The sequence below is a fragment of the Rhodococcus sp. NPDC080181 genome (assembly GCF_040702225.1).
GTDB classification, from domain to species: Bacteria; Actinomycetota; Actinomycetes; order Mycobacteriales; family Mycobacteriaceae; genus Rhodococcoides; species Rhodococcoides fascians.
Window position 1 is genome coordinate 42152 of sequence record NZ_JBFBKN010000004.1, and the last position, 20277, is coordinate 62428.

Genomic DNA, 20277 nt, shown 5'->3' on the forward strand with positions numbered 1-20277 from the left:
TCCATGTGTACGAGTAATCTTCGGTCATCATGCTGATCCCCCTTCTGCGTAGGTTTCTCGCCCCGTACAAGCTGCCGATTCTCTGCTTGGTGCTGCTGCAGCTGATCGCCACCCTCGCCGCGTTGTTCCTGCCGAGCCTCAACGCGGACATCATCGACAACGGTGTGACCGTCGGCGACACCGGCTACATCCTGTCCGCCGGCGGCGTCATGCTGTTGATCTCGGCAGTACAGATCATCAGCTCTGCCGCAGCGGTGTTCCTCGGTGCACGCACGGCCATGAGTGTCGGACGCGACCTTCGCGGAGCAATCCTCGAACGCGTCGGCACGTTCTCCGCCCGCGAGGTCGGAAAATTCGGTGCTCCGTCACTGATCACCCGCAACACCAACGACGTGCAGCAGGTGCAGTTGGTGATCATCATGGGATTCACCATCGTGGTGATGGCTCCCATCATGTGCATCGGCGGCATCGTGATGTCACTACGTGAGGACATCGGCCTGTCGTGGATCCTGCTCATCGCCGTGCCCGGCCTCGCACTCGCGATGGGCCTGATCATCGTCCGCATGGTGCCGGCCTTCCGCTCCATGCAGAAGCGCATCGACGCGGTCAATCGCGTACTACGCGAACAGATCACCGGCATACGCGTCGTGCGGGCGTTCGTTCGCGAACAATTCGAGGTCGACCGTTTCGGAGCAGCGAACACCTCGTTGACCGAGACGGCACTCAAGGTCGGCCGGCTGATGGCCCTGATGTTTCCGACCGTCATGCTCATCAGCAACGTCACCAGTGTCGCCGTCATCTGGTTCGGCGGTCACGCCATCGACAACGGCACGATGCAGATCGGTTCGCTCACTGCGCTTCTGAGCTACATCATGCTCATCCTGATGTCGGTGATGATGGCGTCGTTCATCGCGATGATGGTGCCGCGCGCATCGGTGTGCGCCGATCGCATCAGCGAGGTTCTGGCCACCGAATCCTCGGTGGTGCTGCCCGAGAATCCCCGGACGTTCGTGTCCTCACCGGGCACGGTCGAGCTCGTCGGGGCCGAATTCTCCTATCCCGGAGCCGAATACCCGGTGCTGTGCGGGGTGAATCTGACTGCCGAAGCAGGCAAGGTCACCGCCATCATCGGCGGCACCGGATCGGGTAAATCGACTCTCGTCAATCTGATTCCACGGCTGATGGACGTCACCGGCGGCCAGGTGCGGGTCGGCGGTGTCGACATTCGCGAACTCGATCTGGACCTGCTGCGATCCGAGATCGGATTCGTGCCGCAGAAGCCGTACCTGTTCTCCGGCACCATCGCCAGCAATCTGCGGTACGGCAAGGCCGACGCCACCGACGCGGAACTGTGGGAGGCGCTCGAGATCGCCCAGGGAGCCGACTTCGTGCGCGCGATGCGCGACGGCCTGGAGACTGCCGTCGCGCAGGGCGGCACCACCGTGTCGGGAGGACAGCGTCAACGACTGGCCATTGCCCGGGCGCTGGTACGCAAACCCAAGATCTACCTGTTCGACGATTCCTTCTCCGCTCTCGACCTCACCACCGACGCGAAACTGCGTGCGGCGCTGCGGCCGGTGACGCGAGATGCATGCATGATCGTTGTGGCTCAACGGGTGTCGACCATCGTCGACGCCGACCAGATACTCGTGCTCGACGACGGAAAGCCGGTGGGCGTGGGTAACCACGAGCAACTGATGGCCACCTGCCCCACCTACGCCGAGATCGTCGACTCGCAGCGGCAAGTTGCAGGTGCACTGTGACCGACACCGACACCACCAAGGATTCCGCAGCCAAGCCCTCTTTGGAGAAGAAGAAGGGCAGTCGCGTCGCGAAGGCACTGCCGGCCACGAAAGCCAAGAACTTCAAGGGCTCGTTCAAACGCGTCATCGGTCTGCTCGCGCCGGAACGATTTCTGCTGAGCCTCATGCTCGTGCTGGGAATCGTCAGCGTCGTCCTCAGCGTCGCTGCGCCGACCGTCCTCGGGCATGCCACCAACCTCATCTTCAACGGAGTTGTCGGCGGAGATCTCGAACCGGGGCAGACGAAAGAACAAGCGGTCGAAGGCCTTCGGGCCGCCGGTAACGACACCGTCGCCGATCTCGTCTCGGGCATGGACGTGACGCCCGGTGCGGGAATCGATTTCGGTGCCGTCGGAACGGTGTTGCTCTGGGTGCTCGCACTGTACGTAGTGTCTGCACTGCTGGCGTGGGCGCAGGGCTACATCCTCAACATCGCGCTGCAGCGTCGAATTCTGTTGCTGCGCGGCAGCGTCGAGGCCAAGGTGCATCGCCTGCCGCTGCAGTACTTCGACAACAATGCCCGAGGCGAGACGCTCAGCCGCGTCACCAACGACATCGACAACGTCTCGACCAGCCTGCAGCAGACACTGAGCCAGCTCATCACCGGCATCCTGACCGTGCTCGGCATCCTCGGCGTGATGATCTGGATCTCGCCGTTGCTCGCTCTGGTTGCGCTGCTGACGATCCCGGCCTCGTTCCTGGTGACCGCGCTGATCGCCAAGAGGTCGCAGCCGCACTTCGTGGCGCAGTGGAAGCACACCGGCAAGCTCAACGCGCAGATCGAAGAGACCTACACCGGCCACGAGATCGTCAAGGCGTTCGGCCGCCAGGCGGAGGTGGAACGCGAGTTCGGTGACCGCAACGAGAAGCTCTTCCAAGCAGGCTTCCGGGCGCAGTTCATCTCGGGCCTGATCATGCCGATCATCATGTTCCTCGGAAACATCAACTACGTCGTCGTCGCCGTCGTGGGCGGCCTTCGCGTGGCGTCGGGAACACTGAGCCTGGGCGAAGTGCAGGCGTTCATTCAGTATTCGCGGCAGTTCACTCAGCCGCTGTCGCAGGTCGGCGCGATGATCAACCTGATTCAGTCCGGAGTCGCGTCCGCCGAACGCATCTTCGAGGTGCTCGACGCCGACGAGGAAGACCCGGACGTCGTGCCTGCGTCCAGCCCGACGGAGCGCCGCGGACGCGTCGTGTTCGACGACGTCTCGTTCAGCTACTCGCCGGAGCAGCCGCTCATTCAGAACCTGTCGCTCACCGCAGATCCGGGACATCTGGTGGCGATCGTCGGACCCACCGGTGCCGGCAAGACCACGCTGGTCAACCTGATCATGCGGTTCTACGAGATCGATTCCGGCCGAATCACACTCGATGGCGTCGACACACGCAAGATGACTCGCGACGAGTTGCGTTCACGAACCGGCATGGTGTTGCAGGACACGTGGTTGTTCGGCGGCACCATCCGAGACAACATCGCCTACGGTGACCCGACCGCCAGTGAGGAAGAGATTCTCGAGGCGGCTCGGGTGAGCTACGTGGACAAGTTCGTGCATTCGCTGCCCGACGGATACGACACGATCATCGACGAGGAGGGCAACAACGTCAGCGCCGGTGAGAAGCAGCTCATCACCATCGCCCGTGCCTTCCTGGCCAAGCCGCTGATCCTGATCCTCGACGAGGCCACCAGCTCGGTGGACACTCGCACCGAACTGCTGGTGCAGAAGGCGACGGCAGCGCTGCGCAACGACCGCACCAGTTTCGTTATCGCGCATCGTCTCTCGACCATCCGTGACGCCGACACCATCGTCGTGATGGAAAACGGCAGCATCGTCGAGCAGGGCAATCACGAGGAATTGCTCGAGGCCAAGGGTGCGTATTACCGGCTCTACAGCAGTTAGGCGGCTGGCGCCGCACGTGAGTGGAAAATCGTAGTGGGCTACGAATTTCCACTCACAAGCGGCGAAGCCGCATACTGACGCGGTGAGTTCTTCCAATTTCGGCTTCGATATCGGCACCCGGCTCGACGGTGAGCTCGGACGCACCGGCACCATCCACACCCCGCACGGCGATATCGCCACCCCCGCGTTCATTGCGGTGGGGACGAAGGCGACCGTCAAAGCGGTGCTGCCGGAGGCGATGAAGGAACTCGGCGCACAGGCGGTACTCGCCAACGCGTATCACCTGTACCTGCAGCCGGGCTCGGACATCGTCGACGAGGCAGGCGGCCTGGGCAAATTCATGAACTGGGACGGGCCCACGTTCACCGACAGCGGCGGCTTCCAGGTGATGTCCCTCGGTGTCGGGTTCAAGAAGGTCATCTCGATGGATGCCTCACGGGTGGAGTCCGACGACGTCATCGCCGAGGGCAAGGAACGATTGGCCCACGTCGACGACGACGGAGTCACATTCAAGTCCCATCTCGACGGCTCGAAGCATCGATTCACTCCCGAGGTGTCGATGCAGATTCAGCATCGGCTCGGAGCCGACATCATGTTCGCGTTCGACGAGCTGACCACGCTGATGAATACCCGCGGGTATCAGGAGAAGTCGGTCGACCGCACCCAGGCATGGGCGAAGCGATGCGTCCTCGAACACGAACGCCTCACCGTCGAGCGTGCCGACAAGCCGTACCAGGCGCTGTTCGGAGTGGTCCAGGGAGCGCAGTACGAGGACCTGCGACGCAAGGCCGCGCACGACCTCGAGACGATCACCGGTGAGACCGGCCGCGGCTTCGACGGCTACGGAATCGGCGGCGCACTCGAGAAGCAGAACCTGGGCACCATCACTCGGTGGGTGAACGAGGAACTGCCCGAACACAAGCCGCGCCACATGCTCGGGATCAGCGAGCCGGACGACTTCTTCGTCGCAATCGAGAACGGTGCCGACACCTTCGACTGCGTCAATCCCTCACGGGTGGCGCGCAATGCGGCGATCTATGTGCCCACGGGCCGCTTCAACATCAACACCGCGAAGCATCGGCGCGATTTCACCCCGATCGACGAGAACTGCGACTGCTACACCTGCGCGCACTACACCAAGGCCTACATCCATCACCTGTTCAAGGCGAAGGAGATGCTTGCCTCGACGCTGTGCACGATTCACAACGAGCGATTCACGGTCAAGCTGGTCGACGACATCCGCGCTTCGATCGAGCAGCAGCGATTCACCGAGTTCAAGACGGAGTATCTGGGCCGGTTCTATGCGTCGAAGACTGCCTGAGCTGATCTTCCAGCTCCGAAATGCGCTGCAGTAGTTCGGTTTCCCGTTCGGCAGCTTTGCGCTGGTATACCTCGGACAGGTCCGCGAGGTACGCCGCGTCGTAGCGCGGGATGATGCTGCGCGTGCAGTTCCAGTCGAATGCCTCGACGTGGATGACGACGCTGCGTTCGCAGGTGGCCGCGACGGTCAGGTCACCGATCTTTTTGAGTCGCTCCAGTAGTTCGGGATCGTCCGCGGCCTCGATCGTACGTGCCCGTCCGTAGAGCTTGAGTCGTTGCCGCAGAGGGTAATTCACGAGGAAGATCGCGACGCGATCGTCGTGATCGAGATTGGCCGCCGTCACGTACTGATGGTTGCCGGCGAAATCGGCGAAACCCAGAGTGTGGTTGTCGAGAACCTGGAGAAATCCCTTCGGTCCACTGCGGTACTGGATGTAGGGCCACCCGGACTCGGCGACGGTGGCGATCTGGAACTGATCCAGGGCGCGGATCATCGCCTTCTCGCGATCGTCGAGTGGCATCGGGCCGTCGTCGGGTCGCTCGGTCTGTGAGCCGTAGGCGGTGTAACTGCCGTCGACCTGCTGCCGCGCAATCGCGGCAGGGCCGAACATCAGGTGGTGATAGTGGTTGTTCGGCGGCACGCACCGACCATACGACACCCCAGGCCAGCACGGCTGTCGAGATCTCGCCAGTGTTCGACTCTGGCAGCGGCGTACATTGTTACTACAGATCATGTAGTAGCTGGAACCGCCGTGGGGGGACCACAATGTTCGACGCCTTGCCTCTGACTTCGGCGCAGGCCGATATCTGGATGGCTCAGCAATTCATGCCGGACGCGCCCTTCGCCATCGCGTACTACGTCGATCTCGTCGGTGCTGTGGACCTGGATACCCTGGTTAACAGCGGAAGCGCGGCGCATCGAGAGTACTCGTCGTCGACGATGCGCATCGTCGAGATCGACGGCCTCCCGACGCAGCGGTTCGAGGCGGCGGAGACCGACGCAGTGCAGATCCTCGACTTCCGTGAGCACGACTCTCCGGCAGACGCGGCCCGACAGTGGATGAACGACGATTGTCGAACACCGCTGTCGACGGACGGTCAGCTCGTACGGTTGCGTGTCCTCCGCGTCGGGGACGATCGCGTGTTCTGGTACACCAGAGCCCACCACATCGCGCTCGACGGCTATGCCTCGATGAAGGTTCTCGAGCGGGCGGCGGCTCTATATGCCGCAGTACAGGACGGAGTGGAGCCACCGCTGATCGAGCCGACGACTCCCGCGGCACTTCTCGCCGAGGACGAGCGCTATCACGCATCCACTCGCGCACGGCGGGATCGGGAGTACTGGGAATCCACCGAGATGGGGTACACCGCGCCCCTAAGCCCGGCCGCCACGCCTGCATTCGTGCCCATCGTCGTGGGCGAAGATCGAACCATTTCTCGGGCCGACTGCGGTCAACCCACGTCGACGGTGGTCATCGCAGCATTCGCCGCCTATCTCGCGCGCATGAACGACACCGACGACGTCGATCTGTCCTTGCCCGTATCTGCACGGCCCACAGCACTTCTGCGCCGAGCCGGATGGTCGTTGTCGAATGTGGTTCCGTTGCGGCTGCCGGGCATCGGGTCGGCGACAGTGAACAGCGTGGTCAAATCGACCGAGGTCGCCATCGCAGCCGTGCTGCGACATCAACGCAGCAGGCCCCCGGCGTCGGAGAGTGGACGTGCACTGCGCGCCGGCCGTTTCGGGCCGACGATCAACGTGATGATGTTCGCGAACACGGTGTCCCTCGGCGATGTCGACGGCGAGATCAACATTCTGGCCACGGGTCCGGTGCCGGACCTTGCGGTCAACATCTATCCCGGTCGAGGCGGAGCTCGTCCGCGCATCGACTTCGAGGCCAACCCTGCCGCGTACACCCCGAGCGACCTCGCTCGCCACCACGAACGGTTCCTGCACTTCCTCGACCGTTTCGCCGCATCCGGCTACGGCGACACGGCAGTGGCCGACCTCGACCTGTTCCTCCCCGACGAGCGTGATGTGGCGTCCGCTTCGGTCGGCGCGGCCGTGACCGAGCACGGTTCTCTGAACGAGACGTTGACCGAGGCAATCATGAACTGCAGCAATCGAATTGCGATTCACGATGCGCATGTGTCGGTCACCTACGCAGAGTTGGCCACGAGAGTTGCTGCCCTCGCATCTGTTCTGACTGCCCGAGGAATCGGCATCGAGGACCGGGTGGCCGTGCGCATCGGCCGGTCGGTGGAGGGAGTCGTCGCGTTCTGGGCAATCGCGCGAGTGGGCGCGGTGTACGTTCCTGTCGACCCGAATCACCCCCGCGAGCGGGCGCAGTTCGTCGTGCACGACAGCGCAGCAGTGTTGGGTCTGTGCACGGCCGGCAACGAATCGGGCGCGATCGAGTGGCTGAACATCGAGAACGTTGTCGCAAAGGGAAGCTCGAACGATAGGACGGCGTCGACCGCACCGCACCAGGCGGCCTACGTCATCTACACCTCGGGATCCACCGGTACACCCAAGGGTGTCGTCGTCACCCACGATGGAATCTCCGCTCTGGTGCAACAGATCCGACGCAGCTACGACCTCGACGCCAGGTCGCGGGTCTGTCATCTCGCCTCACCCGGATTCGACACCGCCCTAGTCGAAATGCTGGCCGCAGCGAGTGCAGGCGCGGCAGTGGTGATCGCACCGACAAGTAGTTACGGTGGCTCGGAACTGTCCGATGTGATTGCCCAACAGGCTATTACCCATCTCTTGATCACGCCCTCGGTTCTGGCGACGATGGAGCCCGCAGCGCTGGTGGGTGTCGGGACGATCATCATCGGCGGTGAGGCAGCCCCGCAGGATACGGTCGACCGCTGGTCGACGGGTCGGCGACTGCTCAACGCCTACGGCCCCACCGAGACGACCTGCAGTGTGACGATGACGGCGCCGCTGCGTCCGGGCAGCACCGACGGAATCGGACGAGCCATGGTGGGTGCGGTGATTCACCTCCTCGATCGCACCCTACGGCCGGTTCCATCGGGTGCGGTCGGTGAGATCTACATCGAGACGTCCGGTATCGCGCGGGGATATCTCGGTCGCACCGTGGACACATCGGCGCGGTTCGTCGCGAACCCGTTCAGTAGCAATGGGATTCGGATGTTTCGTAGCGGAGACCGGGCGCGCCGGCGCGAAGATGGCACGCTGGAGTTCCTCGGCCGCATCGACGATCAGATCAAGATTCGGGGAAATCGCGTCGAACTGGGTGAGGTCGACGCAGCGCTACGGGCGCATCCGGAGGTCGTATCGGCATCGTCTGCGTTGCGTCGCAGCGACACTGGTGATCTGCGTATCGACGGGTACGTCGTGGCCGCGCGCGCCGGGCACGTGCTCGACACCGAGGCCATTCGTCGGGATCTCGCACAGAGACTGCCTACCCACATGGTGCCGTCGACCCTGTCGGTTCTCGACGAGATTCCGTTGACCATCAATCGGAAGGTCGATCGCGGTGCACTTCCCGCGCCGGACCTCACCACGTCGACGACCGGTGCTCGAAGCGAACCGTCCGGTGCCACCGAGGAAATCGTGGCGGCCGCGTTCGCGCGCGTGCTCGGCAGGGACGGTGTCGATTGCACCGCGTCGTTCTTCGACCTCGGAGGCGACTCGCTGGCGGCGACCAGAGTCGTTGCGTCGGTGCGGGCCGAGACATCGGCGGACATCGGTGTGCGAGACCTCGCCGGTGCGCCGTCCGTCCAGGCGTTGGCTGCATGTATCGATGAGCGTCGTCTGGTTGAGCGGCAGGACAATTCGCGGCCCGAATGCGGAATTTCGGAGGGGGTAGTCGCAATTCCGCTCGCGCCGCAGCAACGCCACATCGATCGAAGCGCACGGCTTCCGCTGTACAACCTGCCGTTCACGGTCACGATTTCCGGGGAGTTCCACGCAGTAGCAGCCGCGCAGGCCTTGACCGACCTGATCGATCGACACAGCACGCTGCGTACGCGCTACCCGGATGTCGACGGGGTCCCGGTGCAAGTGGTCGAACCGGATTCTGCCGGCGTCGCACCGAATCTCGTTGTCCACCACTTCGACGATGCCGCGGTGACGCAGATCCTCGAGCAAGCCTTCGACGTGCGCACCGAGGTTCCGATCCGAGCGCGCCTGTTCGCAGTAGCGCCCGATCGCCACGTGCTTGCGTGCGCCATTCACCACATCGCCGCGGACGGGTGGTCACTGGGGCTGTTGGCGTCGGATTTCGTCGTCGCGTATCACGCCAGGATGACCGGCACCACGCCGTCGTGGCCCGAATTACCCTTGTACTACGCCGATTACAGCGTCTGGGCCTGCACACGAGACGTATCGGCCGATCTGGACTTCTGGCGCGCAGAGCTGGCGGACATACCCAGGTCGAGGGACTTGCCACTGGACCGGCCGCGAGCACAGGACTGGGATTTCTCCGGCGCACGCACAACGCTACGGTTCGATGCACACGCCACGCAGAGAATGTCCGGTCTCGCACAACGCTGCGTGACAGGACGATTCACCGTGCTGCGCGCAGCGCTGTTGATTCTGCTCGCCGAGATGACAGCGTCCACTGATCTGGTCATCGGAACCCCGGTTGCCGGTTGCGACGACCCGAACCTCGAGCAGGTCGTCGGAACGTTCACCACCACCGTTGCCATCCGGACCGAGATCGCAGCGGCGACAACCGTCGAAGACGTCGTGAAGGCGGCCCGGGCCAGCGAACTGCGGGCCTTCGACCATGCGACGGTGCCGTTCGAAGATGTCGTGACTGCCGTCGCTGCGGAGTCGTCGGAAGCGCGGCATCCCATCTTTCAGGTTGCGCTGTCGTTGGATGTCTTCACCTCCGCGACCCTCGACATGGGGGACGTGCACGTCGAGATCACGCCGCAGCCGATCGACATCGCCAAGTGCGATCTCCACTTTCACGTCACCGAACGGCGGGACGACGAAGGGAAGGCTATCGAGACTACGGTCGATATCGTCTATTCCACAGCATTGTTCGACCAGAACACCGTGATGGAGCTCGGTCGGCGATTCGAGCAGATCCTGACGGCAGGCGTCGCAGAACCGGACTCGGCGTGGCGAAACCCGACCACCTATGTACTACACGATGTGTAGTATCTACGGTGCGTGAGGTGCACGCGACTTCGAATCCAGCGGGAGAACGCATGTCCACCTTCAACGGCCTTCCGGCCCATATTCTGCTCGTTCACTTCATCGTGGTGCTGGCACCGTTGACCGCGCTGCTCGCCATTGCGGCCAGTATCTGGACCGGTGTGCGCAGCAGGCTGGTGTGGCTCATCGCAGCCCTGGCGGTGTTCACGCTGGCGCTGACTCCGCTGACCACCGAGGCAGGCGAGTGGCTCGAGAAGCGCGTACCCGAGACCGCGGCGGTGGAGCAGCACACCGAGATCGGTGACTGGATGATCTACTTCTCCGTCGGCTTGGTGATCGTCGCTGCGCTGCTCGTGTTCCTGCATCTGCGTGAGCGTCGCGGTAACGCGCCCGTGCGGTGGCAGTCGATTGTCGTCGTGGTCTTGGCAGTAGTGATCGGAGCGACCACAATCGTCCAGGTGTACAGAATCGGAGAGTCCGGCGCTCGCGCCGCGTGGGACGACGTATCGGCAACGGCCGTCGATGAGTGAGCCCGAGCCGAGCCTGCACGAGCACGAACCGCACGGTGATCTGTCCGGTCGGCTGAACTGGCTGCGGGCCGGGGTGTTGGGTGCCAACGATGGCATCGTCTCCACCGCCGGCCTGGTCGTCGGCGTCGCGGCCGCCACCACGGACAGAGGGTCGCTGCTCACCGCTGGTGTCGCGGGGCTCGTCGCCGGAGCGGTGTCCATGGCGCTGGGGGAGTACGTCTCGGTGAGCACGCAACGTGACGCCGAGCGTTCTCTGCTGATCAAGGAACGCCGAGAACTCGACGAGCAACCCGAGCAGGAATTGGCCGAGCTCGCGGCACTGTACGAGGCCAAGGGCCTGTCGGCCGACACGGCACAGACCGTCGCTCGCGAACTCACCGAGCACGATCCGTTTGCCGCCCACGTGGACATCGAGTTGGGCATCGACCCGGATGCGCTGACCAATCCGTGGCAGGCGGCCGGCTCGTCTGCGGTGTCGTTCGTCAGCGGTGCCCTGCTGCCGTTGCTGTCCATTCTGTTGCTGCCGCCGTCGCTGCGCGTTCCGGTGACGTTCGTCGTGGTGCTGCTGGCTTTGGCCTTGACCGGAAGCATCAGCGCGCGTCTCGGCGGTGCGCCGGGTCGGCCGGCGATGACTCGCATCGTGATCGGTGGTGCGATCGCGATGGCCGTCACCTATGCGATCGGCCAACTGGCGGGCGTTGCCGGTATCTGACCGAGATCAGCGGAAGATCGAAGTGGCAGCTTCCCCGGTTTCGGGTGCCACCACATCTTGGACGACGTCGAACAATGCCACCGAGATGACGGCGAAGGCGAGGACGAGGACCACGCCGGCGGCCAGGATTCCACGGTCGGGGCGATGCTGCGGTGGTTCACCGAGGGCTTGGACCCGCCGCACGACGTCGCCACCGGTACTGGCGAGGGTGCGAGTTCCACGGTCGAGCTGATTCCGGAGCAAAGAGGTTCTGGCGATGGCAGACAACGTCTCTCGCCGTCCCAGCCTTGCCGCACTCTCGTCTGCCTGACGCTCCGCCGCGTGCCGTACCTTCGCGGTCAACGGTTCGAGAACCGGATCGACGCGGGCCGCGATTTCGCACATCTGGATCCACACGCTGTGACGGTGCCGCAGATGGGCGCGCTCGTGCTCGATCACTGCTCGTAATTCGTTGTCCGACAACGCTTCCGCGAGGCCGGTAGTGATCACGACGGCACCTCCGCCGGAGGGGACGGCAAAAGCGTCAGGAACGTCGGAGTCGACCACGACGATGCCGCCCGTCGCCCGCGCCTCGTCACCGAATTCGGATGCGATGGACGTACTGGCGACGACGCGTCGAATATGGCGGGCCACTTCGACCGACCGCCAGATCATCCACGCGCAGATCACGATTCCCAGTGTCACCCACACGGCCCGACTCGTCGCCAGGAAGACCGCGGCGAGCGCAGTCAGGGACGCGAGCGCCGAGAACGCCGTGACCACAGACAGAATGGGCAGCAGCACCACGGCGGTCGAGGGGTTGAGACGACGGTCGATGCGGTCGGCTCCGAATCCAAGGAGCAGCGACAGCGCCCACGGCAATACGGCGACGATCAGGAGCAGAGTCATCGATGGTGCTCGGCTGCGTCCGATTTGGCGAGCAACTCTCGCAGCGTCGCCTCGTCCTCAGGGTCGAGTGCGGCCACGAAGCTGGCCAGTACGTCGGCGCGCTCGGCTCGTGTGCCGAGCTCGGTGCGCATTCGCATCGCGGCCCGAAGCGCCGGGATCTCGTCGACCGGGGCGTTGAGGGTGTAGACGTACGACCGTCCTCGACGCTCGCGATCGACCAGCCCCTTGCCGTGCAAGCGCACCAATGCGGTCATGACGGTGGTGTGCGCGAGATCCGAGCCCAGATGCTCGCGGGCCTGGGCCACCGAGAGTTCCGTGTGCTCGCCGAGCAAATCGAGGATCGACTCCTCCAACTGTCCGGACGCTCTTCGCACTGCGATCCCTCACTCGATTCGGTTACCTCGAGGATAGGCCAGTTCGAGGTCCCGCCACTATCCCGCGGCCTCGAGAATGTCGGTCAACGCGTCGATCAGAGCCACGATTCGGGCCGACGGCGGCCTACCGCGCATCGTGTGAATTTCGGCCCGGCGCTGAGCGAACACCGGATGCACGAGGGGGATGTACGTCAGGCCCGATTTGCGGTCACCACCCAGGTCGCTGACGAGTGCGACGCCGTCGCTCGAGCGAGCGAACTCCAGTATCGGCGCCAGCCGCTCGCATTGCAGACCGACGTGGGGTGAGAGTCCCTCCAGACGGATTCCGGCGTCGAACAATTCGCGTTGACTCGAGCCGGTGGTCGACAGCGCGAGGGGATAGGCGCAGATGTCAGCCAGATCGACGCTGGCTCGGTCGCTGAGCGGGTGACCGAGCGCGACGACGGCGCAGATGGGCACGGTGACGGAATGTTCGACCGTCACGTCGGTGCGTCGACCGAGCGAGAAGGTGACCGCGACGTCCGCGCGGGCGTCGACCACCCGTCGGCTGGCCTCGTCCGGTCCCACCACGTCCAAAGTGAAGGTGACCGACGGGTGAGTCCGATGGACCGACGCCATGGCCCGTGGGACGACGGACTGCGAGAAACCTTCGGTGCAGGCGACGGTGACGCTGCCGTGTTCGGTGGCGTCGACGCTGCGTATTTCGGCGATGAGAGTCGACGATTCCACTTCGTGTCTGCGCGCGTGGGCGAGGAGGCGATGGCCCGCTTCGGTGAGTGTCATTCCCCGGGCATGTCGCGCGAAGAGCGGCACGCCGATGTCACGTTCGAGCTTGGCGATCTGTCTGCTGACCGCCGACGCGGCCAGATGTTGTGTTGCGGCCGCCTCGGTGACCGACCCCGTTCTCGCTACTTCGCAGAAGTACGTCAGCGCGGAGGGCATCAGATGCAACGAAATCACCCCTTCTTTCACAGCACTGTCACGGCGGTGACACGTGATTGTCATCGAACCTCTGCCCGGCCTCAGCGTTGCCGTGAAAGCAACGCAGGGAGCGTAAATCGGCAATGGTGTAGACGGTATCGGGCTCGCTACTGTCAGGCGAACACCAGGCCGACGGCGAGGGAGATTCGATGAACCGCGAGCATGTGATCGCACAGGCCAAGGACTTCTACGATTCGGGTGCGTTCCATCGTGAACTCTCCGAGCTCGTGTCGGTCCCCTCGGAAAGTCAGTCGACGGCTGGTCGAGTTGCGTTGTCGGCATATCTCCAGGATCTGCTCGTGTCGAGGCTCGAGGCGCTCGGGTGTGCGGTCGAGACCTATTCCAACCCGGTCGAGGAGGGTGGTCCCTTCCTGATCGCCACCCGTCACGAGGCCCCCGAACTGCCGACCGTGCTCTGTTACGGCCACGCCGACGTGGTTCTGGGCATGGCCGAGGACTGGTCGGACGGATTGTCGCCGTGGACTCTCGTCGAGCGAGACGGCCGGCTCTACGGGCGCGGAACGGCCGACAACAAGGGTCAGCATCTGGTGAACCTCGCGGCACTGCGGACGGTTCTCGACGCCCGCGGATCGTTGGGATTCAACCTGACGCTGTTGTTCGAGACCGGTGAGGAGATCGGCTCACCCGGACTCGAACAATTCGTGTCGGATCACCGAGGCGAACTCGCTGCCGACGTGCTGATCGCCTCGGACGGACCACGCCTCGACGCCCAGACGCCCACACTGTTTCTCGGTGCCCGTGGGGGCGTGGACTTCGACCTCGTCGTCGACCTACGTGAGCGCGGCTACCACTCGGGCAACTGGGGTGGACTGCTCCGCAACCCCGCGACCACCCTGGCCGGTGCCATCGGGACGCTCGTCGACGGTCACGGCCGTATCCAGCTCGACGGCTTGGTGCCCGAGCGCATTCCCGAGTCCGTCGTCGATGCGCTCAGAGCTATCGAGGTCGGACGCACCCCGGGCGATCCGGTGGTCGACTCCGGCTGGTCGGCCACCGAATTGTCGCCTGCAGAGCGGGTTTTCGGGTGGAACACTCTCGAAGTGATCGCCATGAGCGCCGGCAACATCGTCGAACCGGTCAATGCGATTCCGGGCCAGGCGCGAGCGCGGTTGCAGCTGCGGTACGTCGTCGGGACCGACCTCGACGATCTCGGCGCGCGGTTACGACGACACCTCGACGCGCACGGGTACTCGATGGTCGCCGTCGAACTCGGCATCTCGTTTCCTGCGAGCCGAACGGACCCGAACGACCCCTGGGTTCGCACGGTCGCCCAGTCGGTCGAGCGCACCGTCGGGTCCCCGGTCACCGTGCTGCCCAACATCGGTGGGTCACTGCCCAATCACGTATTCACCGACACTCTCGGAATTCCGACGGTCTGGATGCCGCACTCCTACCCGGGATGCCGTCAACATGCACCCGACGAACACATGCTCGCATCCGTTGCGCGCGAGGGACTCGCCATGGCCACGGGCCTGTTCTTCGACCTCGGTGCGGGTACAGACGACGACCGCGACGCACCGCTCGAATCCGCCAGCGCCTCGCGCTCCTGAACACCACCGGAGAATCCGACATGTCCACTGCACACGTTCATCGAACTCCCGATCGTGACGGCGCGGGTGAAGCCGTTGTGTCCGTGAAGAATCCGGTCCGGGCCATCGCGGCCGCGACCATCGGGAACGCTCTCGAATGGTTCGACATCGCCATCTACGCGTTGTTTGCCATCTACATCGGGCAGAACTTCTTTCCCTCGGCTGACCCCGGCGTGCAACTGGTGCAGACGTTCGCGGTCTTCGGGGTCTCGTATCTGATTCGCCCCCTCGGCGGACTGATCCTCGGCTCCTACGCAGACCGGAAAGGGCGAAAGAAGGCTCTGGTGATGAGCATTCGCCTGATGGTGCTCGGCACCGCGTTGATCGCCTTCATGCCCAATTACGACGACATCGGCATCCTCGCTCCGATCGGTATCATCGTCGCGCGCCTGATTCAGGGCTTCGCGGCCGGTGGCGAATTTGGCGCGGCCACATCCTTTCTCGTCGAACAGAACGGCAAGCGCCGCGGATTCTTCGGCAGCTTCCAGTTCGCCAGCCAGGGACTGGCTACGCTGATGGCGGCCTCGTTCACCGCCGGATTGACCGCGGTGTTGTCCGAGGCCAGCATGGTCGACTGGGGTTGGCGAGTGCCGTTCGTCTTCGGGCTCATGGTGGGCCCGGTGGGATGGTTCATCCGACGTCACGTCGACGAATCACCGGCCGTCGTCGCCGCGTCGGACACCCCGAAATCGCCTGTGCGCGATCTGTTTCGGAATCAGTGGGGCGGGATTCTCATCGCCGGCGGTGTGCTGGTGGTGTCCACCGCGCTGAACTTCATTCTGCAGTACCTGCCGACCTTCGGTATCAAGCAACTGGGACTGAACAATTCGCTGTCGTTCGTAGCATTGATGATCACCGGCGTCATCCTGACGGTGGTGACACCGTTCGTCGGCCAGCTGTCCGACAAGGTGGGACGCATCAAGATCATGTTGCCGTCGGCGATCGCGATCGGCGTCAGCGTCGTCCCGCTCTTCATGTGGCTCATTGCGGTGCCGTCGTTCCTCACCCTCGCGCTCGTCATGACCGTGCTCGGATTGCTGAAGGCGCTGTACTTCGGTGCGCTGCCGTCGGTGATGTCCGACGCGTTCCCGGTCCATTCGAGGGCCACCGGCCTGTCGTTCGGATACAACGTCACCACGGCGATCTTCGGTGGATTCACTCCGACCATCGCGGCCGCTCTGGTGGCCGCGACCGGTCAGGCGGTGTCCCCGGGCTACTACATCCTGGCGGTGTCCCTGGTCAGCATCGCTGCGCTGATCGGTGCCGTACGGATTCGCGGCATTCGCTAGCTTACAGATGCCTAGCGGTCGGCACATTGATGTAATACGCTGATCTCACCAGCCCACCACCTCGAGGACGATCCATGAGCGTCGAAGCGAACACCCGGAATATCGAGAAGAGCGTCGTCACCGATTTCAGTGACCGCATGAGCTACGGGTCCTACCTCGACCTCGATACGCTGCTCAGCGCTCAGAAACCGGTGAGCACCCCCGAGCATCACGACGAACTGCTGTTCATCATCCAGCACCAGACCACCGAGCTGTGGCTCAAGCTGGTGCTGCACGAGACCCTTGCCGCGCGAGCCGCATTCGATGCCGACGACATCGGTACCGCACTCAAGTGCGTGGCCCGGGTGAAGCACATCCAGAAGACGCTCACCGAGCAGTGGTCGGTGCTGGCGACACTCACCCCGACGGAGTACTCCCAGTTCCGCGACTTCCTCGGCAACTCCTCGGGGTTCCAGTCGTATCAGTACCGGGCCGTGGAGTTCGTGCTGGGCAACAAGAATCCGGGAATGCTGACGGTCTTCGAGTCCGATCCTGCTGCGCATGAGATGCTTTCGACTCTGTTGCGCGAGCCCAGCCTGTACGACGCCTTCTGGCGGTCGTTGGCACGGCAGGGATACGACGTACCGGCATCGGCCCTCGACCGTGATGTCGCGACGGCATACACGTTCAACGAGGACCTGATGCCGCTGATCAAGTTCGTCTACGAGAACCACACCGAACATTGGGCGGTGTACGAGGCATTCGAGGAGCTCGTCGACTTGGAGGAGAACTTCCAGCTCTGGCGATTCCGCCACATGCGCACGGTGCTGCGCACCATCGGAATGAAGAGCGGGACGGGAGGGTCGAGTGGCGTCGGGTTCTTGCAGAAAGCACTCGAACTCACGTTCTTTCCCGAATTACTCGCTGTGAGAACGGAAATCGGCCGATGATGGAACGTGCAGTCGAACTCGACAACAAGGACCCGCTCCGCAGCTATCGTGACAAGTTCCTCGGCAGTGACGACCCGTCGATCAGCGCGTATCTCGACGGCAACTCGCTGGGCCGGCCGACCAAGGCGAGCGTCGAACGCATCAATGCCTTCATGACCGACGCCTGGGGCGGACGCCTCATTCGCGGCTGGGACGAGCAGTGGTTCGACCTCCCCGTCACCATCGGCGACGCCCTGGCCGACGCCACCCTCGGGGCCGCGCCCGGGCAGACCACCATCGGCGATTCGACGACGGTACTGCTGTACAAGCTGGCGCGGGCGGCGATCGCCATGCGGCCCGGCCGCACCGAGATCATCATCGACCGCGACAACTTCCCGACCGACCGATACCTGCTCGAAGGTATTGCGGCCGAGTTGAATATGACCCTGCGATGGATCGAGACGGACCGCCGCGGAGGCATCGAACCGGAACAACTCGCCGAGGTGGTGGGGGAGAACACCGCCCTGGTGGTGATCACCCACGTCGCCTACCGGTCAGGCTTCCTTGTCGACGTGGCCGAGGCGACGCGTATCACGCACGAAGCCGGCGCACTGATGCTGTTGGACGTGTGCCATTCCGTCGGTTCGGTGCCGCTCGAATTCGAATCGTGGGGAGTCGATTTGGCCGTCGGGTGCACCTACAAGTACCTCAACGGAGGTCCGGGATCGCCGGCCTTCGCGTACGTGCGCAGTGATCTTCTGGCCGACTTCGTGCAGCCGATCTGGGGGTGGATGGGCCGGGCCGATCCGTTCGAGATGGCGCAGGGTTACGTTCCGGCACAGGGCATTCGACGCGTCATCAGTGGTACGCCGTCGGTGTTCGGGATGATCGCGATGCAGGACACCATCGAGATGATCGCCGAGGTGGGCATGGACGCGATCCGTGCGAAGTCCGTTGCGCTCACCGAATACGCCCTCGAACTCGTGCGTGAGATGCTGGTACCGCTCGGGGTGGAGATCGCCTCACCCGAGGATTCGAATCGGCGCGGTGGTCACGTCACCATCGACCACCCAGATTTCAAGGCCATCACTGCTCGGCTGTGGGAGCAGGGTGTCATCCCAGATTACCGCGCACCACAGGGTATTCGGCTGGGGTTGAGCCCACTGAGTACCTCGTACCGCGAGGTGTACCTGGGTATCGTGGCGATTCGTGACGAACTCCGCGCCTAGCACCGCCGGGGCCATCCTCGACGACTTCGAGTCTCGTCCAGGTAGCGCCACCTCTTTGGTGCGCACGGTGCTCGGAGCCTACGTTCGGCCTCTCGGCGGGTGGTTTGCCATCGCCGATTTCGTCGTCTGGATGGACACGCTGGGAGTGCCACCGGAAAGCACGCGCATTGCGGTGACGAGGTTGAAGAAGAAGGGCGTCGTCGAATCAGCTAATCGAGAGGGCCGCACCGGCTATCGGATCACCGAGCAGGCCGATGCGATGTTCGCTCGGGGAGACGGTCGGATCTTCGGCTTCCGGCGGATGGCCGACGGCGATCCATTCCGGTTGATCTCGTTCACCATTCCCGAGACGCAACGCGCGGCGCGCCACCAGCTGAGGCGACGACTCACCGGAATAGGCTGTGGCACAGTCTCACCAGGATTGTGGATCGCGCCCGAATATCTGGCGGCGGAGGCCATTGCCATCGTCGACGCGTTGGAGTTGTCGCAGTACGTCACGACGTTCGTCGCGTCCGAGGTCGCGCCTCCCGGCACGCTGCGCGAAAGTGCCGAGCAGTGGTGGGAGCTGGCCGGCATCGCTGATCGGCATCGGGCATTTCTCGACGCTTTCGACGGCGGGTCGCCGGCGCGGAACCCGCGCGATGCGTTTGTCACATTCGTGCCTTTGCTCGACGAATGGCGCGTCATTCCCTACGTCGACCCGGGTCTTCCGCCGTGTATGACACCGGAGGACTGGCCGGGCACCCGGGCCGTCGCCACGTTCGAGACGGCCCGGGAGCGCTACTTCGATCTGAGTACGGAATGGGTCGCGTTCTAGCGATCCTGGTACGACGGCTCGCGCTTTTTGATGTACGAGATGACGCGGTACGTGATGGGCATGACGATGACCTCTGCCAGTGTCTTCCACAGGAATCCGACGATGACGTAGTTGATGAAGTCGGTCCACGTGGTGATGCCGATGACTCCGGCGGCGATGGAGCAGAAGATCAGCGTGTCGAAGAATTCGCCGACGATGGTCGAGCCGATCAGTCGCGCCCACAGGTGCTTTTCCTTGGTGCGTTCCTTGATCTTGACCAGCACGACGGAGTTGAGGAGCTGCCCCACGGTGTAGCCGGCGAGACCGGCGAGGACCAGTCGGGGGACGACGCCGACGACGCTTTCGAGCGCGGCCTGGTTCTCGTAGAACGAGGCGGCGGGGAGTTCGATGGCGATCCAGAAGCACACGGACGTGAGCAGCAGGGAGCCGAAGCCAAGGTAGATCGCCCGGCGCGTGGCTCTGAAGCCGTAGACCTCGCTGAGCACGTCGCCGAGGATGTAGGCGAGGGGGAAGAGGAAAAATGCGCCGTCGGTATTGATCGGCAGGATTTGGAACGGTCCGAGCATGACGTCGGACGAGGCGAAGAAGGCGACACCTTTGCTGGCGGCCACATTCGAGATCAGCAGCGTCGCGACGAACAACGCGACGATGGTGGGGTAGTAGCCCCGGCTGATGTGAGCGAACGTGGCCTGCCCAGACTCGGTGCCGCCGTCAGGGGCGGTGTGTTGGGTAGTAGTCACCTGACAATCCAAGCACCGAGACGACGATGGGCGCGAATCCCG

The 20277-nt window shown here is 63.8% G+C and carries 16 protein-coding genes; 11 read left to right on the forward strand and 5 right to left on the reverse strand.

Annotated features, from left to right (window positions below):
• Positions 1-29 precede the first annotated feature (29 nt).
• From AB0O58_RS06005 to tgt, 3 genes are all read left to right on the forward strand, one after another.
• Positions 30-1763, forward strand: coding sequence for an ABC transporter ATP-binding protein (locus tag AB0O58_RS06005; RefSeq protein WP_366238005.1), 1734 nt, complete (start codon positions 30-32; stop codon positions 1761-1763).
• A gap of 77 nt (positions 1764-1840) precedes the next feature.
• Positions 1841-3700, forward strand: a complete 1860-nt coding sequence (locus AB0O58_RS06010; RefSeq protein WP_230591153.1) for an ABC transporter ATP-binding protein — start codon at positions 1841-1843, stop codon at positions 3698-3700.
• An 82-nt stretch (positions 3701-3782) separates the two neighbouring features.
• On the forward strand, positions 3783-5021 hold the full coding sequence (gene tgt, locus AB0O58_RS06015) for a tRNA guanosine(34) transglycosylase Tgt (RefSeq protein WP_032399321.1): 1239 nt from the start codon (positions 3783-3785) through the stop codon (positions 5019-5021).
• Here tgt and AB0O58_RS06020 read toward each other — a convergent pair.
• A complete protein-coding gene (locus tag AB0O58_RS06020; protein WP_366238006.1) occupies positions 4975-5661 on the reverse strand; it encodes a pyridoxamine 5'-phosphate oxidase family protein in 687 nt (228 codons plus the stop codon). The genes tgt and AB0O58_RS06020 overlap by 47 nt on opposite strands.
• 137 nt (positions 5662-5798) lie before the next feature.
• Between AB0O58_RS06020 and AB0O58_RS06025 the strand changes: the two genes are divergently transcribed.
• Genes AB0O58_RS06025 through AB0O58_RS06035 form a run of 3 tightly spaced genes read left to right on the forward strand, consistent with a single transcriptional unit; the run spans position 5799 to position 11399 of the window.
• Positions 5799-10160 (forward strand): non-ribosomal peptide synthetase, encoded by a 4362-nt coding sequence (locus AB0O58_RS06025; RefSeq protein WP_230593348.1) that lies wholly within the window; start codon positions 5799-5801, stop codon positions 10158-10160.
• A 50-nt stretch (positions 10161-10210) separates the two neighbouring features.
• Positions 10211-10687: a DUF2231 domain-containing protein gene (locus tag AB0O58_RS06030; RefSeq protein WP_032392836.1), complete on the forward strand. Its 477-nt coding sequence runs from the start codon at positions 10211-10213 to the stop codon at positions 10685-10687.
• Positions 10680-11399, forward strand: a complete 720-nt coding sequence (locus AB0O58_RS06035) for a VIT family protein (RefSeq protein WP_032373937.1) — start codon at positions 10680-10682, stop codon at positions 11397-11399. The genes AB0O58_RS06030 and AB0O58_RS06035 overlap by 8 nt, the downstream gene beginning before the upstream one ends.
• A 6-nt stretch (positions 11400-11405) precedes the next feature.
• On the opposite strand, the gene AB0O58_RS06040 is transcribed toward AB0O58_RS06035, so the two are convergent.
• Genes AB0O58_RS06040 through AB0O58_RS06050 form a run of 3 tightly spaced genes read right to left on the reverse strand, consistent with a single transcriptional unit; the run spans position 11406 to position 13621 of the window.
• Positions 11406-12287 (reverse strand): M56 family metallopeptidase, encoded by an 882-nt coding sequence (locus tag AB0O58_RS06040; protein ID WP_032399318.1) that lies wholly within the window; start codon positions 12285-12287, stop codon positions 11406-11408.
• Positions 12284-12661, reverse strand: coding sequence for a BlaI/MecI/CopY family transcriptional regulator (locus AB0O58_RS06045; RefSeq protein ID WP_032367790.1), 378 nt, complete (start codon positions 12659-12661; stop codon positions 12284-12286). Before AB0O58_RS06045 ends, AB0O58_RS06040 begins: the two co-directional genes overlap by 4 nt.
• A gap of 57 nt (positions 12662-12718) precedes the next feature.
• Positions 12719-13621 (reverse strand): LysR family transcriptional regulator, encoded by a 903-nt coding sequence (locus AB0O58_RS06050; RefSeq protein ID WP_219519174.1) that lies wholly within the window; start codon positions 13619-13621, stop codon positions 12719-12721.
• A 170-nt stretch (positions 13622-13791) separates the two neighbouring features.
• On the opposite strand from AB0O58_RS06050, the gene AB0O58_RS06055 reads away from it, so the two are divergent.
• The 5 genes from AB0O58_RS06055 (at position 13792) to AB0O58_RS06075 (ending at position 19495) form a co-directional block, all read left to right on the forward strand.
• Positions 13792-15213 (forward strand): M20 family metallopeptidase, encoded by a 1422-nt coding sequence (locus AB0O58_RS06055; protein ID WP_032399317.1) that lies wholly within the window; start codon positions 13792-13794, stop codon positions 15211-15213.
• A gap of 20 nt (positions 15214-15233) precedes the next feature.
• Positions 15234-16541 carry an MFS transporter gene (locus AB0O58_RS06060; protein ID WP_045841462.1) on the forward strand — a complete coding sequence of 436 codons (1308 nt, stop codon included), beginning with the start codon at positions 15234-15236 and terminating at the stop codon, positions 16539-16541.
• 74 nt (positions 16542-16615) lie between these two features.
• Complete coding sequence (locus AB0O58_RS06065; protein WP_032399316.1) at positions 16616-17470, forward strand: tryptophan 2,3-dioxygenase family protein; 855 nt, start codon at positions 16616-16618, stop codon at positions 17468-17470.
• Positions 17470-18678 (forward strand): aminotransferase class V-fold PLP-dependent enzyme, encoded by a 1209-nt coding sequence (locus AB0O58_RS06070; RefSeq protein WP_366238078.1) that lies wholly within the window; start codon positions 17470-17472, stop codon positions 18676-18678. Before AB0O58_RS06065 ends, AB0O58_RS06070 begins: the two co-directional genes overlap by 1 nt.
• Complete coding sequence (locus AB0O58_RS06075) at positions 18659-19495, forward strand: PaaX family transcriptional regulator C-terminal domain-containing protein (protein WP_032373943.1); 837 nt, start codon at positions 18659-18661, stop codon at positions 19493-19495. Before AB0O58_RS06070 ends, AB0O58_RS06075 begins: the two co-directional genes overlap by 20 nt.
• Here the strand turns inward: AB0O58_RS06075 and AB0O58_RS06080 are convergent.
• Positions 19492-20235 carry a queuosine precursor transporter gene (locus tag AB0O58_RS06080; protein ID WP_032373944.1) on the reverse strand — a complete coding sequence of 248 codons (744 nt, stop codon included), beginning with the start codon at positions 20233-20235 and terminating at the stop codon, positions 19492-19494. The genes AB0O58_RS06075 and AB0O58_RS06080 overlap by 4 nt on opposite strands.
• Between the last annotated feature and the right edge of the window lie 42 nt (positions 20236-20277).

Bases quoted from the DNA above. Each gene is read 5' to 3' on its own strand.
- AB0O58_RS06030 (WP_032392836.1), top strand. From the start codon at position 10,211: ATGTCCACCTTCAACGGCCTTCCGGCCCATATTCTGCTCGTTCACTTC.
- AB0O58_RS06055 (WP_032399317.1), top strand. From the start codon at position 13,792: ATGAACCGCGAGCATGTGATCGCACAGGCCAAGGACTTCTACGATTCG.
- AB0O58_RS06040 (WP_032399318.1), bottom strand. From the start codon at position 12,287: ATGACTCTGCTCCTGATCGTCGCCGTATTGCCGTGGGCGCTGTCGCTG.
- AB0O58_RS06005 (WP_366238005.1), top strand. From the start codon at position 30: ATGCTGATCCCCCTTCTGCGTAGGTTTCTCGCCCCGTACAAGCTGCCG.
- AB0O58_RS06070 (WP_366238078.1), top strand. From the start codon at position 17,470: ATGGAACGTGCAGTCGAACTCGACAACAAGGACCCGCTCCGCAGCTAT.
- AB0O58_RS06035 (WP_032373937.1), top strand. From the start codon at position 10,680: ATGAGTGAGCCCGAGCCGAGCCTGCACGAGCACGAACCGCACGGTGAT.
- AB0O58_RS06060 (WP_045841462.1), top strand. From the start codon at position 15,234: ATGTCCACTGCACACGTTCATCGAACTCCCGATCGTGACGGCGCGGGT.
- AB0O58_RS06065 (WP_032399316.1), top strand. From the start codon at position 16,616: ATGAGCGTCGAAGCGAACACCCGGAATATCGAGAAGAGCGTCGTCACC.